The sequence below is a fragment of the Enterobacter sp. Y17 genome, assembly GCF_019730495.1.
In the GTDB taxonomy this organism is placed as follows: Bacteria; Pseudomonadota; Gammaproteobacteria; order Enterobacterales; family Enterobacteriaceae; genus Enterobacter; species Enterobacter asburiae_B.
This window is the reverse complement of record NZ_JAASKP010000001.1, coordinates 364,258-378,343: the sequence shown is the minus strand read 5'-3', so window position 1 is coordinate 378,343 and position 14,086 is coordinate 364,258. Positions and strand designations below refer to the sequence as shown.

Here is a 14,086-nt window from a genome sequence, read left to right as displayed (position 1 = left end):
TATCAATTAAATTGTTAAGAAATATATCTTTGTATCAGAATGCGGGAATAAAAAAACCCGCTCGATTGAGCGGGTTAAAAGAGAGGAAGTGCGGTTATTGTTTAAATCGTTCCGGGAATTCCATTTCACTGTAGCGAACGAATTTTGTTCCTTTCGTCAGCTTGTAGCCAAACCAGATGACGAGGAACAGCGGAATACCAATGTAGGTCGCCGTCACGGCGCCCCAGTCAATGGTGTCCGCCAGGAACGCTTCATAGTTCTGTCCCAGCGTAATGATCAGGCACAGAATGAAGGCGAAAATAGGACCCAGCGGGAAGAAGCCGGAGCGATACGGCAGCGAGTTAATATCGTGACCCTGCTTGACGAAACCGCGGCGGAAACGGTAGTGGCTAATAGCAATCCCCAGCCAGGCAATAAAGCCCGTCATCCCGGACGTGTTAAGCAGCCACAGGTACACCGTCTGGTTGCCAAACATGGAGGTCAGGAAGCACAGACCGGCAATCACCGTTGTGGCGTACAGTGCGTTACGCGGTACGCCGCCACGGGACAGCTTCGCGAAGATACGCGGCGCTTTACCGTCACATGCCAGCGTGTAGAGCATACGGGTGGACGCGTACATCCCGGAGTTACCCGCTGAAAGCACTGCGGTCAGGATAACGGCGTTCATCACCGCCGCGGCCGAAAGCAGACCGGCGTGCTGGAAGACCAGCGTGAACGGGCTGACGCTAATGTCTTTTACGTCATTACGCAGCAGGCTTGGATCGGTGTACGGGATGATCAGGCTGATAATCAGGATCGCGAACACATAGAACAGCAGGATACGCCAGAAGACCTGACGGACCGCACGCGGAATATTTTTCTCCGGGTTCTCTGACTCACCGGCGGCGATACCAATCAGCTCGGTACCCTGGAACGAGAAGCCGACAATCATCGCCACGCCAATCATCGCCGAAAGGCCACCGGCAAACGGCGCATCGCCTATCGCCCAGTTACTCCAGCCCGCAGGTTCTGCGCCTTTGAAAATACCAACGATCATCGCCACACCGACGACGATAAAGATGATGACGGTTGCCACTTTGATCAAAGAGAACCAGTATTCCGCTTCGCCGAAACCGCGCACGGAGATGTAGTTCAGCAGGAAGATGACGGCGAGGAACAGGGCGCTCCAGATCCAGCCCGGCGTATCCGGGAACCACCAGTTCATCACCAGCTGTGCGGCGACAAGGTCAACGGCGATAGTGACCGCCCAGTTGTACCAGTAGTTCCAGCCCAGCGCGAAGCCGAAGCCTTCTTCAACGTATTTTTGACCGTAGGTCGAGAACGAACCGGATACCGGCATGTACGCGGCCAGTTCGCCAAGACTGGTCATCAGGAAGTACACCATCAGGCCAATCAGGATATAAGAGAAGAGTGCCCCACCCGGGCCGGCTGCCGAAATCGTTGCGCCAGAGGCAACGAAAAGACCTGTTCCGATTGAGCCGCCAATGGCGATCATCGTCAGGTGACGCGCCTTGAGTTCACGACGTAGCGTGGGCGCTTCTGTGGTTTTAATTTCTGAAACCATATGAAAATGCTGTCCATTCAATAAATGAGGCGCGATTGTAGCAGACGATCCGCGTTCCTTCCGGCAGAAATACTCAGTTATAAGAGAGCTTCATGACTCGGCCAGGATTATAAGTAAAGCATAAAAACGTGGGGTGACAGGCGCGCGTAGCCCCGGTAAGCGAAGCGCCACCGGGAAACGTTAAATGGCGCAGTAGCGCAGAAAACGCTGCAGAGAGCTGGAAAGGTGTTTCTGACGATGATGGATGCACCATAGCGTGCGCACCAGTTTCGGCAACGGAACCGGGATTTCAACCAGCGACCCCGTCTCAAGCTGTTCGGCAATGACGCGCCGGGAAAGACAGCTGATCCCCAGGCCATGACGCACCGCGTGCTTGATAGCCTCAGAGTTCCCAAGCTCCATCCCTAACTGGAAATGCGGCAGATGGGAAAGCAGCAGATAATCGACAATTTCACGCGTGCCGGAGCCCTGCTCGCGCAGGATCCACTGCGCCTGTGCCAGGCGCTCCAGCGTCACCTCGCCCTGCAATAACGACGAGGCCGGGGACGCAAACACCACCAGTTCATCTTCCAGCCAGGGCTCGGCAATGATATCGACGTTATGGCAGGGCCCTTCGATGAGGCCGATATCCACGCGGAAATCGATCACCGCATTGATAACGTCCTGGCTATTGCCCACGCTCATCTCCAGCGGCAGGGTCGGGAAATCCCGGCGGTAGCGGGCAATCACTTCCGGCAGGATATAGTTCCCAATGGTGCTGCTGGCGTAGACGCGGATCGCACCGTTGTCTTCGCGGAACAGCTGTTCGATTTCGATAGCCTGCTCCAGCAGCGCCAGCGCGCGTGGATAAAGAAGACGGCCGTGCTCGTTGACTACCAGTCGCTTCCCTACCCTGTCGAACAGCTGCACGCCCAGCTGTCCTTCAAGATCGGTCAACGCCGCGCTGACCGCAGACTGCGAGAGCGCCAGCATTTGTGACGCCTGGGTCGTCGAGCCGCTTTTCAGCACCTCGGCAAACACTTCCAGCTGACGCAATGTAATGTGCATGGTTGCTTACCACTTATATAGATTGATTATAAGTATATAATCAATTTTATTTTTAAGCCAGAGCGCCGTAACCTTTAGCCAGACAAAGGAGAAGGTTATGTCAGAAATCACCTTACAACATCATCGTACAGTGTGGCACTTCGTGCCGGGCCTTGCGCTTAGCGCAGCAGTGACCGCCGTAGCGCTATGGGGCGGCAGCATCCCGGCTATCGCGGGCGCAGGTTTTAGCGCGTTGACGCTGGCCATTTTGCTGGGCATGGTCGTGGGAAATACCGTTTACCCACACATCTGGAAATCCTGCGACGGCGGCGTGATCTTTGCCAAACAGCACCTGCTGCGTCTCGGGATCATCCTTTACGGCTTCCGTCTCACCTTTTCGCAGATTGCGGACGTGGGCGTGAGCGGAATTGCCATCGACGTCCTGACCCTGACCAGCACCTTTTTACTGGCCTGCTTTATCGGCCAGAAAGTCTTTGGCCTGGATAAGCAAACCAGCTGGCTGATCGGTGCCGGGAGCAGTATCTGCGGGGCCGCGGCGGTGCTGGCAACAGAGCCCGTCGTTAAAGCCGAAGCCAGCAAGGTAACCGTGGCGGTGGCGACGGTGGTGATCTTCGGTACGCTGGCGATCTTCCTCTACCCGGCGATGTATCCGCTGGTTGCCCACTGGTTTAGCCCGGAAACCTACGGCATCTATATCGGTTCGACCATGCACGAAGTAGCGCAGGTGGTGGCGGCAGGACATGCCATTAACCCGGAAGCCGAAAACGCGGCGGTGATTGCCAAAATGCTGCGCGTAATGATGCTGGCGCCGTTCCTGATTTTCCTCGCGGCGCGGGTTAAGCAGCTGGCACCGGCAGGCGGCAGCGAGAAAAGCAAAATCACCATTCCGTGGTTTGCGATCCTGTTCATCGTGGTCGCTATCTTTAACTCCTTCCACCTGCTGCCGAAAGCGGCGGTGGATATGCTGGTGACGCTGGATACCGTGCTGCTGGCGATGGCCATGGCGGCGCTGGGGGTGACCACACACGTCAGCGCGCTGAAAAAAGCCGGTGCCAAACCGCTGCTGATGGCGCTGGTGCTCTTCATCTGGCTGATTGTCGGGGGCGGAGCGATTAACCTCGCGGTCCATAGCCTGATGGCATAAACCATCTCGTCCTTCTCCTGCTAACCCGCTATCATAAGCGTTTCGGGTTAGCAGGAGTTTTTTTATGAAATATGTTGGAGCGCACGTCAGCGCTGCAGGTGGCCTTGCGAATGCCGCCATTCGCGCCGCCGAAATCGAGGCGACCGCTTTCGCCCTGTTCACCAAAAACCAGCGCCAGTGGCGCGCCGCGCCGCTCACCGCTGACGTGATTGATGATTTCAAAGCCGCCTGTGAGAAGTACCACTACGGGCCAGGCCAGATCCTTCCCCACGACAGCTACCTGATCAACCTCGGTCACCCGGTTGAAGAAGCGCTGGAAAAATCCCGCGAGGCGTTTCTTGATGAAGTACAGCGCTGCGAACAGCTGGGGCTGACGCTGCTGAACTTCCATCCGGGCAGCCATCTGATGCAAATCGATGAAGATGCCTGCCTGGCGCGCATTGCCGAATCCATTAACATCACGCTGGACAAGACCAAAGGCGTCACCGCGGTAATAGAGAATACCGCCGGTCAGGGCAGCAATCTCGGCTTTAGGTTTGAACATCTGGCGGCGATCATCGACGGCGTGGAGGATAAATCCCGCGTTGGCGTGTGCATTGATACCTGCCACGCGTTTGCCGCCGGATATGACCTGCGTACAACCGAGGCAACGAAAAACACGTTCGATGAGTTCGAGCGCATAGTGGGCTTTAAGTACCTGCGCGGAATGCACTTAAACGATGCGAAAAGCGCCTTTGGCAGCCGCGTTGACCGCCACCACAGCCTGGGTGAAGGCAACATTGGCCACGATGCGTTCCGCTTCATTATGCAGGACGCCCGCTTCGACGGTATTCCGATGGTGCTGGAAACCATTAATCCGGACATCTGGGCAGAAGAGATTGCCTGGCTGAAGGCACAGCAAACCGCTGAACAGGCGGCATAAAAAAAGCCGGGTGCATAATGCAACCCGGCTTTTTTTGTAGGTCGGGTAAGGCGAAGCCGCCACCCGACACCTTGTTTACGCTGTTTTCGCCACAACTTCCGCTTCAGGACGTTTCAGCACCGCGTATGACAGACCCGCCACCAGCGTACCGGCAACAATGGCCAGCAGGTAGCCCAGGACCGGGGTGATGGCGCCTGGGATCAGCAGGACAAACAGACCGCCGTGTGGTGCCATCAGCTTCGCGCCAATCGCCATGGAGATCGCCCCGGTCACTGCACCACCCGCGATACAGCACGGCAGTACACGCATTGGGTCACGAGCCGCGAACGGAATCGCCCCTTCGGTGATGAAGCACAGACCCAGAACCAGCGCCGCTTTGCCGCCTTCCTGCTGCGCTTTATCGAACTTACGACGGGCAATAATCGTCGCCAGGCCGAGCGCCAGAGGAGGCACCATACCTGCCGCCATGATCGCTGCCATCGGTGCGTAGGTCTGGGTACTCAGCAGGCCAACACCAAAGGCGTACGCCGCTTTGTTCACCGGACCACCCATGTCGGTACACATCATGCCGCCGAGAATTGCGCCCAGCAGAACCGCGTTCGCGGTGCCCATGGTTTGCAGCCAGTGGGTCAGACCCGCCAGGATGCCCGCAACCGGCTTACCAATCAGGTAAATCATCGCCAGACCGACCACCAGGCTGGAAATCAGCGGGATGATCAGAATCGGCTTCAGCGCTTCCATACTCTGCGGCAGCTTGAGCTTCGAGCTGATGAGCTTCGCGACGTAACCGGCCAGGAAGCCCGCGATGATACCGCCGATAAAGCCAGAACCGGTGCTCACGGCCAGCATACCGCCGATAAGCCCCGGCGTCAGGCCTGGACGGTCAGCGATGGAGAAGGCAATAAAGCCTGCCAGAACGGGAACCATCAGTGCGAACGCGGAACCGCCGCCAATCTGCATTAACGCAGCGGCCAGCGTGCCTTGCTCTTTAAACGCGGTAATACCAAATGCGAACGAGAGGGCGATACACAGACCACCCGCAACCACCATCGGCAGCATGTAAGACACACCGGTCAACAGATGGCGATAGGCGCCTGCAGACTCTTTCTTACCTTCCGTCGCGGTTTGACGCGCGCCGGTTGCCTGATACGGCTTCGCTTCCACCAGCGCTTTATCAAACTCCTGCGCGGTCTTTTTCAGCGCCAGGCCGGTAGACGTGCGGTACATTGGCTTACCGGCAAATTTCGCCAGGTCCACTTCGATATCCGCCGCCACGATCACCAGGTCGGCCTCAGCCACTTCTTCAGGGGTGATAGCGTTGCCGGCACCGACGGAGCCGCGCGTTTCAACTTTAACCCACCAGCCGCGTTTTTTCGCTTCGGTTTCGATGGCCTCAGCTGCCATAAAGGTGTGAGCCACGCCCGTCGGGCAGGCCGTCACCGCAACAACGCGTTTCGGCCCCGTGGCCGCAGCCGGTGCCGTCGCGACAGGCGCGCTGTAGACAGACGCGTGCCCTTTCGCTTCGCTCAGGAACAGTTCCGGATGTGCCACCGCGCGATTAATATCGCCCAGCCACACTTTTTTGCCGTTCAGCGCACTGTCAGCCGGGATGTTGTCGCCCAGGACAATGACCAGTTCGGCATCGCCCGGGTTATCAATGATCTCGAGATGTGCTTTGTTCGCCGCCGCTCCCAGCAAGGTCTTCGCCATATAGGCGCGAGCCTGTCCGAGACCGGAGTCAATGATCAGCAGCGTTTTCATTATTCCTCTCCTGCTGTTAGTTAAAAGGTTTTAAGTCAACGCGCGCCATCATCGCGGCTAACTGGGTACGATCGGTAATACCGACATTGCTCTGGCTTACGGCCAGGGCAGCAACGGCAGTGGCAAGACGTAAAGTATGTTCACTGGATTCACGCATCAGCAGACCATAAATCAGGCCGCCAACCATGGAATCCCCTGCGCCAACGGTGCTGACAACGTCAACCGACGGCGGTTTGGCGATCCATTCGCCAGAAGCGTTAACCCACAACGCTCCTTCTGCACCAAGCGAGATAACCACGTGAGCGATACCCTGCTCGCGCAGCGCATGGGCAGCGTCAATCACATCTTTTAATTCCGGCAGCTTACGACCCGCCCAGATCTCCAGCTCGCGGCGATTCGGCTTCACCAGCCACGGAGAGGCTTTCAGACCCGCAACCAGCGCGTCGCGGCTGCTGTCAAAAATGATGCACGGGCACTGGCTGCGCAGGCGCGTCATCCAGTCGGTAAACGCTTCCGGACTGACGCCGGACGGCAGGCTGCCGCTGACGCAGACCATGTCAAACTGACCGAGCCAGGTCAGAGAGTCGTTAACAAAACGCTCCCAGTCAGACGGCGTCACTTCGAAGCCAGAGAAGTTCAGATCGGTCACTTCACCGTCTTTCTCCGTCAGCTTGACGTTGATGCGGGTACGGCCCTGAACAACCTGAAAACGGTTGGCAATGCCCAGCTCGCTGAACAGCTGCTGGAAACCATCCTGGTTATCTTTACCGAGGAATCCACCCACGGTGACATCGATACCGAGATCCTTGAGCACTTTCGCGACGTTGATCCCTTTGCCCGCAGCATGCAGGCCAGTGGTACGCACGAGGTTGACTTCGCCGCGCTCAATTTCCGGGCAAAATCCTACCAGGTCATAAGCCGGGTTCAGCGTAATAGTCGCAACACGTCTGCTCATTATGCGCCCTCCCCCAGACCTGCCGCGATGGCGTCGCCAATCGCTTTCAGCGCCTGTTCAGCATCAGCACCCTGCGCGGTGAAACGCAGACGGTGGCCTTTCTTCACGCCCAGCGCGACAACTTTCATCAGACTACGGCCGTTGGCCGGTTTGCCCGTGCCATCCAGATTCGCCACGGTGATCTCACTCTCGAATTGTTTAATGGTATTCACCAGCATGGTGCCCGGACGGGCATGCAGGCCGTGCTCGTTGCGTACCACGAACTCCGCGGTCTGCACGTCTTCGGTCTGCACATCATCGCTGGTCAGCAGTGCCAGCACGGTAGAGGCATCAGCGTTCAGCAGTTTTTCAGCTTGGTTGTTCAGCAGCAGATCGCCAAGACGCTTGAGCACGGAAACCGGCTGCTCATCGTTCATTGCCACGGTCACCAGCATGGCCGCGCGCTCGCCTTCTACGTCAAACGCATTAGCCGCGCGGCTCACGGCGATAGCGCTGCGCAGGTTGCCTTCAGCACTGTCATTCAGCCAGATACCCTGACCCAGATTCAACGGCTTATCGTTAATCACGCGCGTCACAAACGTGGCATCCGCCGCGCCGGCTTCTTTCAGACGACCCGCGTTCAGCGCCTGCAGCGTTACCAGATCGGAGGCAACCACGTCCAGCGTCAGCGTTTCGTTATCCAGCTTCAGCGCTTCGCTCTGTTTTTCGCCCATCAGCAAGGCGCGCAGCTCTTCAGCTGTGGTCGCGGACTTCAGCTGTTCAGCCACATCGTCATCGCTCAGGACATGCGTCAGCTGACGCAGCAGACCTAAGTGTTCGTCGCTGCTGGCCGCGATACCGATAGCCACATACGCCACCTGACCGTCGCCCCAGAGCACGCCCTGCGGGAACTGATAAACCTGAACGCCGGTTTTCAGCACCTGATCGCGGGTGTCGGTTGTGCCGTGCGGAATGGCAATGCCATTGCCGAGGAAGGTTGAGGTCTGCTGCTCGCGGGCCAGCATGCCGTTTACATAGCCGTCCGCGACGTTACCCGCCTGCACAAGCGCAGCGGCAACCTGGCGAATAGCCTCTTCTTTATCCCCGGCCTGAGCGCCCGGGTGGATATCCTGAACAGATAACTGGAACATGGTTCTCCACTCCTGCTGAACTTGAATCGTTTCAGCTTTAATGAGAAAAAATGCGCTAGCCTGCTCCGTTTGTTAAAACAAGATAGCGCTGAAACGTTTCAAAAAGTCTTGCGCTTTCTGCAATGTCTTGCAAGTAAACTCGTATTTGCGATATCAGAATTTAGAGATACAGCACATTTCTTCTTCGTTCAGCTGAATTTTGCTGAAGTTCAGCAAGAAAGTTTCAGCTAAGGTCAGCCGGGTGGGACGGAAGTTGAAATGCCATTTTGATTTTTCGTGGCATCATTGACCACACCCACTGTTTATTTTTTAGCTGACGGCGTAAACTCCGCCCCTCTCTGCTACTCGCTAATTATAAAACATGCATAACACCCCTGCGGCCGTCTCGCCGAAGCCCTTTGATTTGACCTCAGCGGCATTCCTGGTTGTTGCCTTCTTCACGGGCATTGCCGGCGCGTTACAGACGCCAACATTGAGCCTATTTCTGACAAATGAGGTTCACGTCCGTCCGGCAATGGTCGGCTTCTTTTTTACCGGAAGCGCCATCATCGGCATCCTGGTCAGCCAGTTTCTGGCGGGACGATCCGACAGAAAAGGCGATCGCAAAAGCCTGATCGTTTTCTGCTGTCTGCTCGGGGTCATGGCCTGCGTTCTGTTTGCCTGGAACCGCAACTATTTCATTCTGCTCTTCGTCGGGGTATTCCTGAGCAGCTTTGGCTCAACGGCGAACCCTCAGATGTTCGCCCTTGCCCGCGAACACGCCGACCATACCGGACGTGAAGCGGTGATGTTCAGCTCTTTCCTGCGTGCTCAGGTGTCGCTGGCATGGGTGATTGGCCCGCCGCTGGCCTACGCGCTGGCGATGGGTTTTGGCTTTACGGTGATGTACCTGAGCGCGGCCGTCGCGTTTGTGGTGTGCGGCGCGCTGGTGTGGTTCTTCCTGCCGTCCATGCGCAAAGAGCCAAAAGTGGCAACGGGCGTGCTGGAAGCGCCGCGACGCAACCGCCGCGATGCCCTGCTCCTGTTTGTTATCTGTACGCTGATGTGGGGCACCAACAGCCTGTATATCATCAATATGCCGCTGTTTATTATTGATGAACTGCACCTGTCGGAGAAGCTGGCGGGCATCATGATGGGCACCGCGGCCGGGCTTGAGATCCCGACGATGCTCATTGCGGGCTATTACGCAAAGCGCTTCGGAAAGCGTTTTTTAATGCGCATCGCCGCCATCGCCGGTCTGCTGTTTTATATCGGTATGCTGACGGTACATACGCCGGGGCTGTTGCTGGCTTTACAGCTGCTGAACGCCATTTATATAGGCATTCTCGCCGGGATAGGCATGCTCTATTTCCAGGATCTGATGCCGGGCCAGGCAGGCTCTGCCACCACCCTTTATACTAATACCACCCGCGTGGGCTGGATTATCGCGGGCTCAATGGCCGGTGTCGTTGCAGAAATCTGGAACTATCACACGGTGTTCTGGATTGCGCTGGTGATGTGCTCGCTGACGATCGGCTGTCTGGCGAGGATTAAAGACGTTTAGGGCGCGGTGAGCGCTTCCAGCTCAAGAAGGTACGTCATCGCCTGCCCTCGCGTGCTGCCACACATTTCTGCCGTGGGCTGAAGCCCGGAGCAGACTTTCGGGCGCATCGGCGAGCCAAAGATCATGCACAGATTCGTTTCCGAGAGCTGAACGCAGCGGGTATTGGCAGGCTTGCCCTCCGGCATTCCTGGAATGGGGCTTGAAATGGACGGTGCAGTACAGCACGCGCCACAATCGGGACGGCAATCCATAAATGCTCTCTTTCGCTGACGATCGCCCGCGCAGTCGGGCATCGCGCGCACAGTAACACCTTTTGCGTATTGATAGCAAAAGCCACGAATTCCTCTTGCCTGAAAGGCCGCGCGCGAGTAATTTGGCGCGATATTTTTTACCTCCCGTAAACAGGATTACCGCAATGCCAAGAGCGAACGAAATTAAGAAAGGTATGGTGCTGAATTACAACGGCAAACTGCTGATTGTGAAAGATATCGACATTCAGGCACCCAGCGCCCGTGGTGCAGCAACGCTGTATAAAATGCGTTTCGCCGATGTGCGTACCGGCCTGAAGGTGGAAGAGCGCTTTAAAGGTGACGATATCGTCGATACCGTGACCCTGACCCGTCGCTACGTTGATTTCTCCTACATCGACGGCAACGAATACGTGTTCATGGACAAAGAAGATTACACCCCGTACATCTTTACCAAAGATCAGATTGAAGAAGAGCTGCTGTTCATTCCTGAAGGCGGCATGCCTGACATGCAGGTTCTGACCTGGGACGGCGTGCTGCTGGCGCTGGAGCTGCCTCAGACCGTCGATCTGGAAATCGTGGAAACCGCACCCGGCATCAAAGGCGCATCCGCAAGTGCGCGCAACAAACCGGCTACCCTGACCACCGGCCTGGTTGTGCAGGTGCCGGAATACCTCTCCGCTGGCGAGAAGATCCGCATCCATATCGAAGAAAAACGCTATATGGGTCGCGCTGACTGATTGCGGCGTTTGTCGGGTGGCGGCTTCGCCTTACCCGACCGACAAAAACACAAAAACCGGCTCTCAGGCCGGTTTTTTTGTAGGCCCGGTAAGCGTAGCGCCACCGGGCAACAGCGCTTACAGAAGCTCCGGATACTTCGTCATCTTCAGCGCCAGCTCGACGCCGCGCACTTCCGCCATCCCTTTAAGACGGCCAATCGCCGAATAGCCCGGGTTGGTTTTCTTACGCAGATCGTCCAGCATCTGGTGGCCGTGATCCGGACGGAACGGGATAGGACGCACATCGCCCGCCTGCTTGCGACGCGCCTCTTCCGCCAGAATGGCGTCTACCACCGCTACCATGTTCACATCGCCGCCCAGGTGCGCCGCCTCGTGGAAGGTTTTTGGGTTCTCTTCACGGCAGGTCGCACGCAAGTGCGTAAAGTGAATGCGATCGCCAAAGGTTTCAATCATCCGCACCAGGTCGTTATCCGCACGCACGCCGTAGGAGCCGGTACACATGGTGAAGCCGTTATAGATGCTGTTTACCGTCTCTTTCAGCCACTGCATATCTTCAATAGTGGAAACAATGCGCGGCAGGCCGAGTATAGGACGCGGTGGATCGTCCGGGTGCACCGCCAGACGCACACCAGCTTCTTCAGCAACCGGCACGATAGCGCGCAGGAAATACGCCATGTTTTCACGCAGCTGCTGCTTATCAATATCGCCGTATTCCGCCAGGCGCGCGCGGAACTGATCCAGGGTATACCCCTCTTCCGCGCCCGGCAGGCCCGCAATGATATTACGTGTCAGCTTTTCGATGTCTGCGTCACTGGCGGCGTTAAACCACGCGAGCGCCTGCTGCTGCTCTTCCGCGGTGTAATCCGCTTCGGCGCCGGGGCGCTTCAGAATGTGCAGCTCAAACGCCGCGAAGGCGATCTGGTCGAAACGCAGGGCTTTCGAGCCGTCCGGCATCTGATATTCAAGGTCAGTACGCGTCCAGTCGAGGATAGGCATGAAGTTATAGCAAACCGTATCAATGCCGCAGGCCGCCAGGTTGCGAATGCTCTGCTGATAGTTAGCAATCCAGGTCTGGTACTCCCCGGAATGGGTTTTGATGTCTTCGTGAACCGGGATGCTCTCTACCACAGACCAGGTTAACCCCTTCTCCGCCAGCAGCGCCTGACGCTGTTGAATTTCTTCAACCGGCCATACCTGACCGTTAGGAATATGATGCAGCGCCGTGACGACACCCGTTGCGCCTGCCTGGCGCACATCATCAAGAGAAACCGGATCGTTCGGCCCGTACCAACGCCAGGTTTGTTCCATTGCCTCACCCTCTTAAGTTGTTATACCAATATGCGTTACTGCAATGACGACTACCATACATGTTTACCGCTAAGGGTCAACATACCGCCACACATTGATTGATCAAACTCACAGAACGGGGATATTTACGGCTCACCAATTTTATTTGCTGTCATATAACTTTACACTGACATTGTTAATTAATGGTTAATCAGGTGTGTATCTCATGAAGACAATTGCCTCCACCGCCCTTCCTGCCCAGGTTCAACAGCCTCGCTACGATCGTCAGCAACTGCGCTCCCGCATCGTCCATTTTGGCTTTGGCGCGTTTCACCGTGCGCACCAGGCATTATTAACAAACCGGGTGCTGAATGAAAAAGGCGGCGACTGGGGTATTTGTGAGATTAGCCTTTTCAGCGGCGACGTGCTGATGAGCCAGCTGCGCGCGCAGGATCACCTGTTCACCGTGCTGGAGAAAGGGGCAGAAGGCAATGAGGCGATTATCGTCGGTGCCGTCCATGAATGCCTTAACGCAAAGCTGGACTCTCTGCCCGCCATTATTGAGAAATTTTGCGAGCCTCAGGTCGCAATTGTGTCGCTCACCATCACGGAGAAAGGCTATTGCATCGATCCCGCTACCGGGAAACTCGATCTGCACAACGCCCGGATAATCCACGATCTTGAAAACCCCTCAGAGCCGCATTCCGCACCCGGGATCCTGGTCGAAGCGCTTCACCGCCGCCGCGAGCGCGGCTTGCCTGCGTTTACCGTGCTCTCCTGCGATAATATCCCTGATAACGGGCACGTGGTGAAAAACGCGGTGCTGGGCATGGCGCAAAAGCGTTCCGCGGCGCTGTCTGAATGGATTGATAGCCACGTGAGCTTCCCGGGGACGATGGTTGACAGAATTGTTCCCGCCGCGACGGACGCCTCACTGGCTGAAATCACCGACGCGCTCGGCGTTGAAGATCCGTGCGCCATCAGCTGCGAGCCGTTTATTCAGTGGGTGGTGGAAGATAATTTTGTCGCCGGCCGTCCGGAGTGGGAAGTCGCGGGCGTTCAGATGGTGCAGGATGTTCTGCCGTGGGAGCAGATGAAATTGCGCATGCTCAACGGCAGCCACTCTTTCCTGGCGTATCTGGGGTACCTCGCGGGCTACGCCCATATTAATGAATGCATGGAGGACGCAGCGTTCCGCGAAGCCGCCCGTCGGCTGATGCTTGACGAGCAGGCGCCCACGTTACGCATTAAGGATGTCGACCTCACCGCCTACGCAGATAGCCTGTTGGAGCGCTTTGCCAACCCGGCACTTCAGCATCGGACCTGGCAAATCGCGATGGACGGTAGCCAGAAGCTTCCGCAAAGAATGCTGGACGGGATCCGCGTTCATCTCGAGCGAAAAACACCGTGGTCGCTGCTGGCCCTGGGCGTGGCCGGCTGGATACGCTACGTCAGCGGTACCGACGACCGTGGCAACGCGATTGATGTTCGCGATCCCCTCAGCGATAAAATTCGCACGATGGTCAATGCCAGCAGCGACGCCGACCGCGTTAACGCCCTGCTGGGGCTGAGCGAGGTCTTTGGTCACGATCTCGCGCAAAACAGCGCGTTTGTGGAGGCTGTCAGCCAGGCATACCAGCGCATCACCCGCCACGGCGCGCGTCAGGCTGTTATCGAGACGTTAAATATTTAACGATTATTGCGCTTAACGCGAACGGATGAAGCCTCCGTTCGCCCTCCCCCTT

Annotated in this window: 12 protein-coding genes; 5 read left to right on the top strand and 7 right to left on the bottom strand. The window is 56.9% G+C overall.

Annotation, left to right across the window (positions count from 1 at the left end):
- Positions 1 to 94: 94 nt before the first annotated feature.
- Positions 95 to 1,564, bottom strand: coding sequence for an amino acid permease (locus HCH49_RS01695; protein ID WP_023336352.1), 1,470 nt, complete (start codon positions 1,562 to 1,564; stop codon positions 95 to 97).
- 180 nt (positions 1,565 to 1,744) lie between these two features.
- Complete coding sequence (gene yieE / locus HCH49_RS01690) at positions 1,745 to 2,611, bottom strand: DNA-binding transcriptional regulator YeiE (RefSeq protein ID WP_023312476.1); 867 nt, start codon at positions 2,609 to 2,611, stop codon at positions 1,745 to 1,747.
- Positions 2,612 to 2,708: 97 nt separating this feature from the next.
- Between yieE and HCH49_RS01685 the strand changes: the two genes are divergently transcribed.
- Both HCH49_RS01685 and nfo read left to right on the top strand, forming a co-directional pair.
- A complete protein-coding gene (locus HCH49_RS01685) occupies positions 2,709 to 3,755 on the top strand; it encodes a YeiH family protein (RefSeq protein WP_193139712.1) in 1,047 nt (348 codons plus the stop codon).
- Positions 3,756 to 3,819: 64 nt separating this feature from the next.
- Complete coding sequence (gene nfo / locus HCH49_RS01680; RefSeq protein ID WP_045354228.1) at positions 3,820 to 4,677, top strand: deoxyribonuclease IV; 858 nt, start codon at positions 3,820 to 3,822, stop codon at positions 4,675 to 4,677.
- Positions 4,678 to 4,752: 75 nt separating this feature from the next.
- On the opposite strand, the gene fruA is transcribed toward nfo, so the two are convergent.
- Genes fruA through fruB form a run of 3 tightly spaced genes read right to left on the bottom strand, consistent with a single transcriptional unit; the run spans position 4,753 to position 8,523 of the window.
- The gene (gene fruA, locus HCH49_RS01675; protein ID WP_048975798.1) at positions 4,753 to 6,438 is read right to left on the bottom strand and encodes a PTS fructose transporter subunit IIBC; all 1,686 of its coding nucleotides are present in this window, start codon (positions 6,436 to 6,438) and stop codon (positions 4,753 to 4,755) included.
- Between the two features lie 16 nt (positions 6,439 to 6,454).
- The gene (gene fruK, locus HCH49_RS01670; protein ID WP_014170919.1) at positions 6,455 to 7,393 is read right to left on the bottom strand and encodes a 1-phosphofructokinase; all 939 of its coding nucleotides are present in this window, start codon (positions 7,391 to 7,393) and stop codon (positions 6,455 to 6,457) included.
- A complete protein-coding gene (gene fruB, locus HCH49_RS01665; protein WP_069303088.1) occupies positions 7,393 to 8,523 on the bottom strand; it encodes a fused PTS fructose transporter subunit IIA/HPr protein in 1,131 nt (376 codons plus the stop codon). The genes fruK and fruB overlap by 1 nt, the downstream gene beginning before the upstream one ends.
- A 361-nt stretch (positions 8,524 to 8,884) precedes the next feature.
- On the opposite strand from fruB, the gene setB reads away from it, so the two are divergent.
- Positions 8,885 to 10,066 (top strand): sugar efflux transporter SetB, encoded by a 1,182-nt coding sequence (gene setB, locus HCH49_RS01660; protein WP_210867558.1) that lies wholly within the window; start codon positions 8,885 to 8,887, stop codon positions 10,064 to 10,066.
- Here setB and HCH49_RS01655 read toward each other — a convergent pair.
- Positions 10,063 to 10,317, bottom strand: coding sequence for a YkgJ family cysteine cluster protein (locus HCH49_RS01655; RefSeq protein WP_033146563.1), 255 nt, complete (start codon positions 10,315 to 10,317; stop codon positions 10,063 to 10,065). The genes setB and HCH49_RS01655 overlap by 4 nt on opposite strands.
- A gap of 164 nt (positions 10,318 to 10,481) precedes the next feature.
- On the opposite strand from HCH49_RS01655, the gene yeiP reads away from it, so the two are divergent.
- Positions 10,482 to 11,054 carry an elongation factor P-like protein YeiP gene (yeiP, locus tag HCH49_RS01650; RefSeq protein ID WP_008500940.1) on the top strand — a complete coding sequence of 191 codons (573 nt, stop codon included), beginning with the start codon at positions 10,482 to 10,484 and terminating at the stop codon, positions 11,052 to 11,054.
- Positions 11,055 to 11,171: 117 nt separating this feature from the next.
- Here yeiP and uxuA read toward each other — a convergent pair whose 3' ends face one another.
- Entirely contained in the window at positions 11,172 to 12,362 is a 1,191-nt protein-coding gene (uxuA, locus tag HCH49_RS01645; protein ID WP_045888643.1) for a mannonate dehydratase, read from the bottom strand.
- 205 nt (positions 12,363 to 12,567) lie between these two features.
- On the opposite strand from uxuA, the gene HCH49_RS01640 reads away from it, so the two are divergent.
- The gene (locus tag HCH49_RS01640; RefSeq protein ID WP_213787831.1) at positions 12,568 to 14,034 is read left to right on the top strand and encodes a mannitol dehydrogenase family protein; all 1,467 of its coding nucleotides are present in this window, start codon (positions 12,568 to 12,570) and stop codon (positions 14,032 to 14,034) included.
- The last annotated feature ends 52 nt before the right edge of the window (positions 14,035 to 14,086 follow it).

What these genes read in the sequence shown, in the direction of transcription:
- uxuA (WP_045888643.1), bottom strand. Translation starts at nt 12,362, where the DNA reads ATGGAACAAACCTGGCGTTGGTACGGGCCGAACGATCCGGTTTCTCTT.
- fruA (WP_048975798.1), bottom strand. Translation starts at nt 6,438, where the DNA reads ATGAAAACGCTGCTGATCATTGACTCCGGTCTCGGACAGGCTCGCGCC.
- nfo (WP_045354228.1), top strand. Translation starts at nt 3,820, where the DNA reads ATGAAATATGTTGGAGCGCACGTCAGCGCTGCAGGTGGCCTTGCGAAT.
- HCH49_RS01685 (WP_193139712.1), top strand. Translation starts at nt 2,709, where the DNA reads ATGTCAGAAATCACCTTACAACATCATCGTACAGTGTGGCACTTCGTG.
- yieE (WP_023312476.1), bottom strand. Translation starts at nt 2,611, where the DNA reads ATGCACATTACATTGCGTCAGCTGGAAGTGTTTGCCGAGGTGCTGAAA.
- HCH49_RS01695 (WP_023336352.1), bottom strand. Translation starts at nt 1,564, where the DNA reads ATGGTTTCAGAAATTAAAACCACAGAAGCGCCCACGCTACGTCGTGAA.
- setB (WP_210867558.1), top strand. Translation starts at nt 8,885, where the DNA reads ATGCATAACACCCCTGCGGCCGTCTCGCCGAAGCCCTTTGATTTGACC.
- yeiP (WP_008500940.1), top strand. Translation starts at nt 10,482, where the DNA reads ATGCCAAGAGCGAACGAAATTAAGAAAGGTATGGTGCTGAATTACAAC.
- HCH49_RS01640 (WP_213787831.1), top strand. Translation starts at nt 12,568, where the DNA reads ATGAAGACAATTGCCTCCACCGCCCTTCCTGCCCAGGTTCAACAGCCT.
- HCH49_RS01655 (WP_033146563.1), bottom strand. Translation starts at nt 10,317, where the DNA reads ATGGATTGCCGTCCCGATTGTGGCGCGTGCTGTACTGCACCGTCCATT.
- fruK (WP_014170919.1), bottom strand. Translation starts at nt 7,393, where the DNA reads ATGAGCAGACGTGTTGCGACTATTACGCTGAACCCGGCTTATGACCTG.
- fruB (WP_069303088.1), bottom strand. Translation starts at nt 8,523, where the DNA reads ATGTTCCAGTTATCTGTTCAGGATATCCACCCGGGCGCTCAGGCCGGG.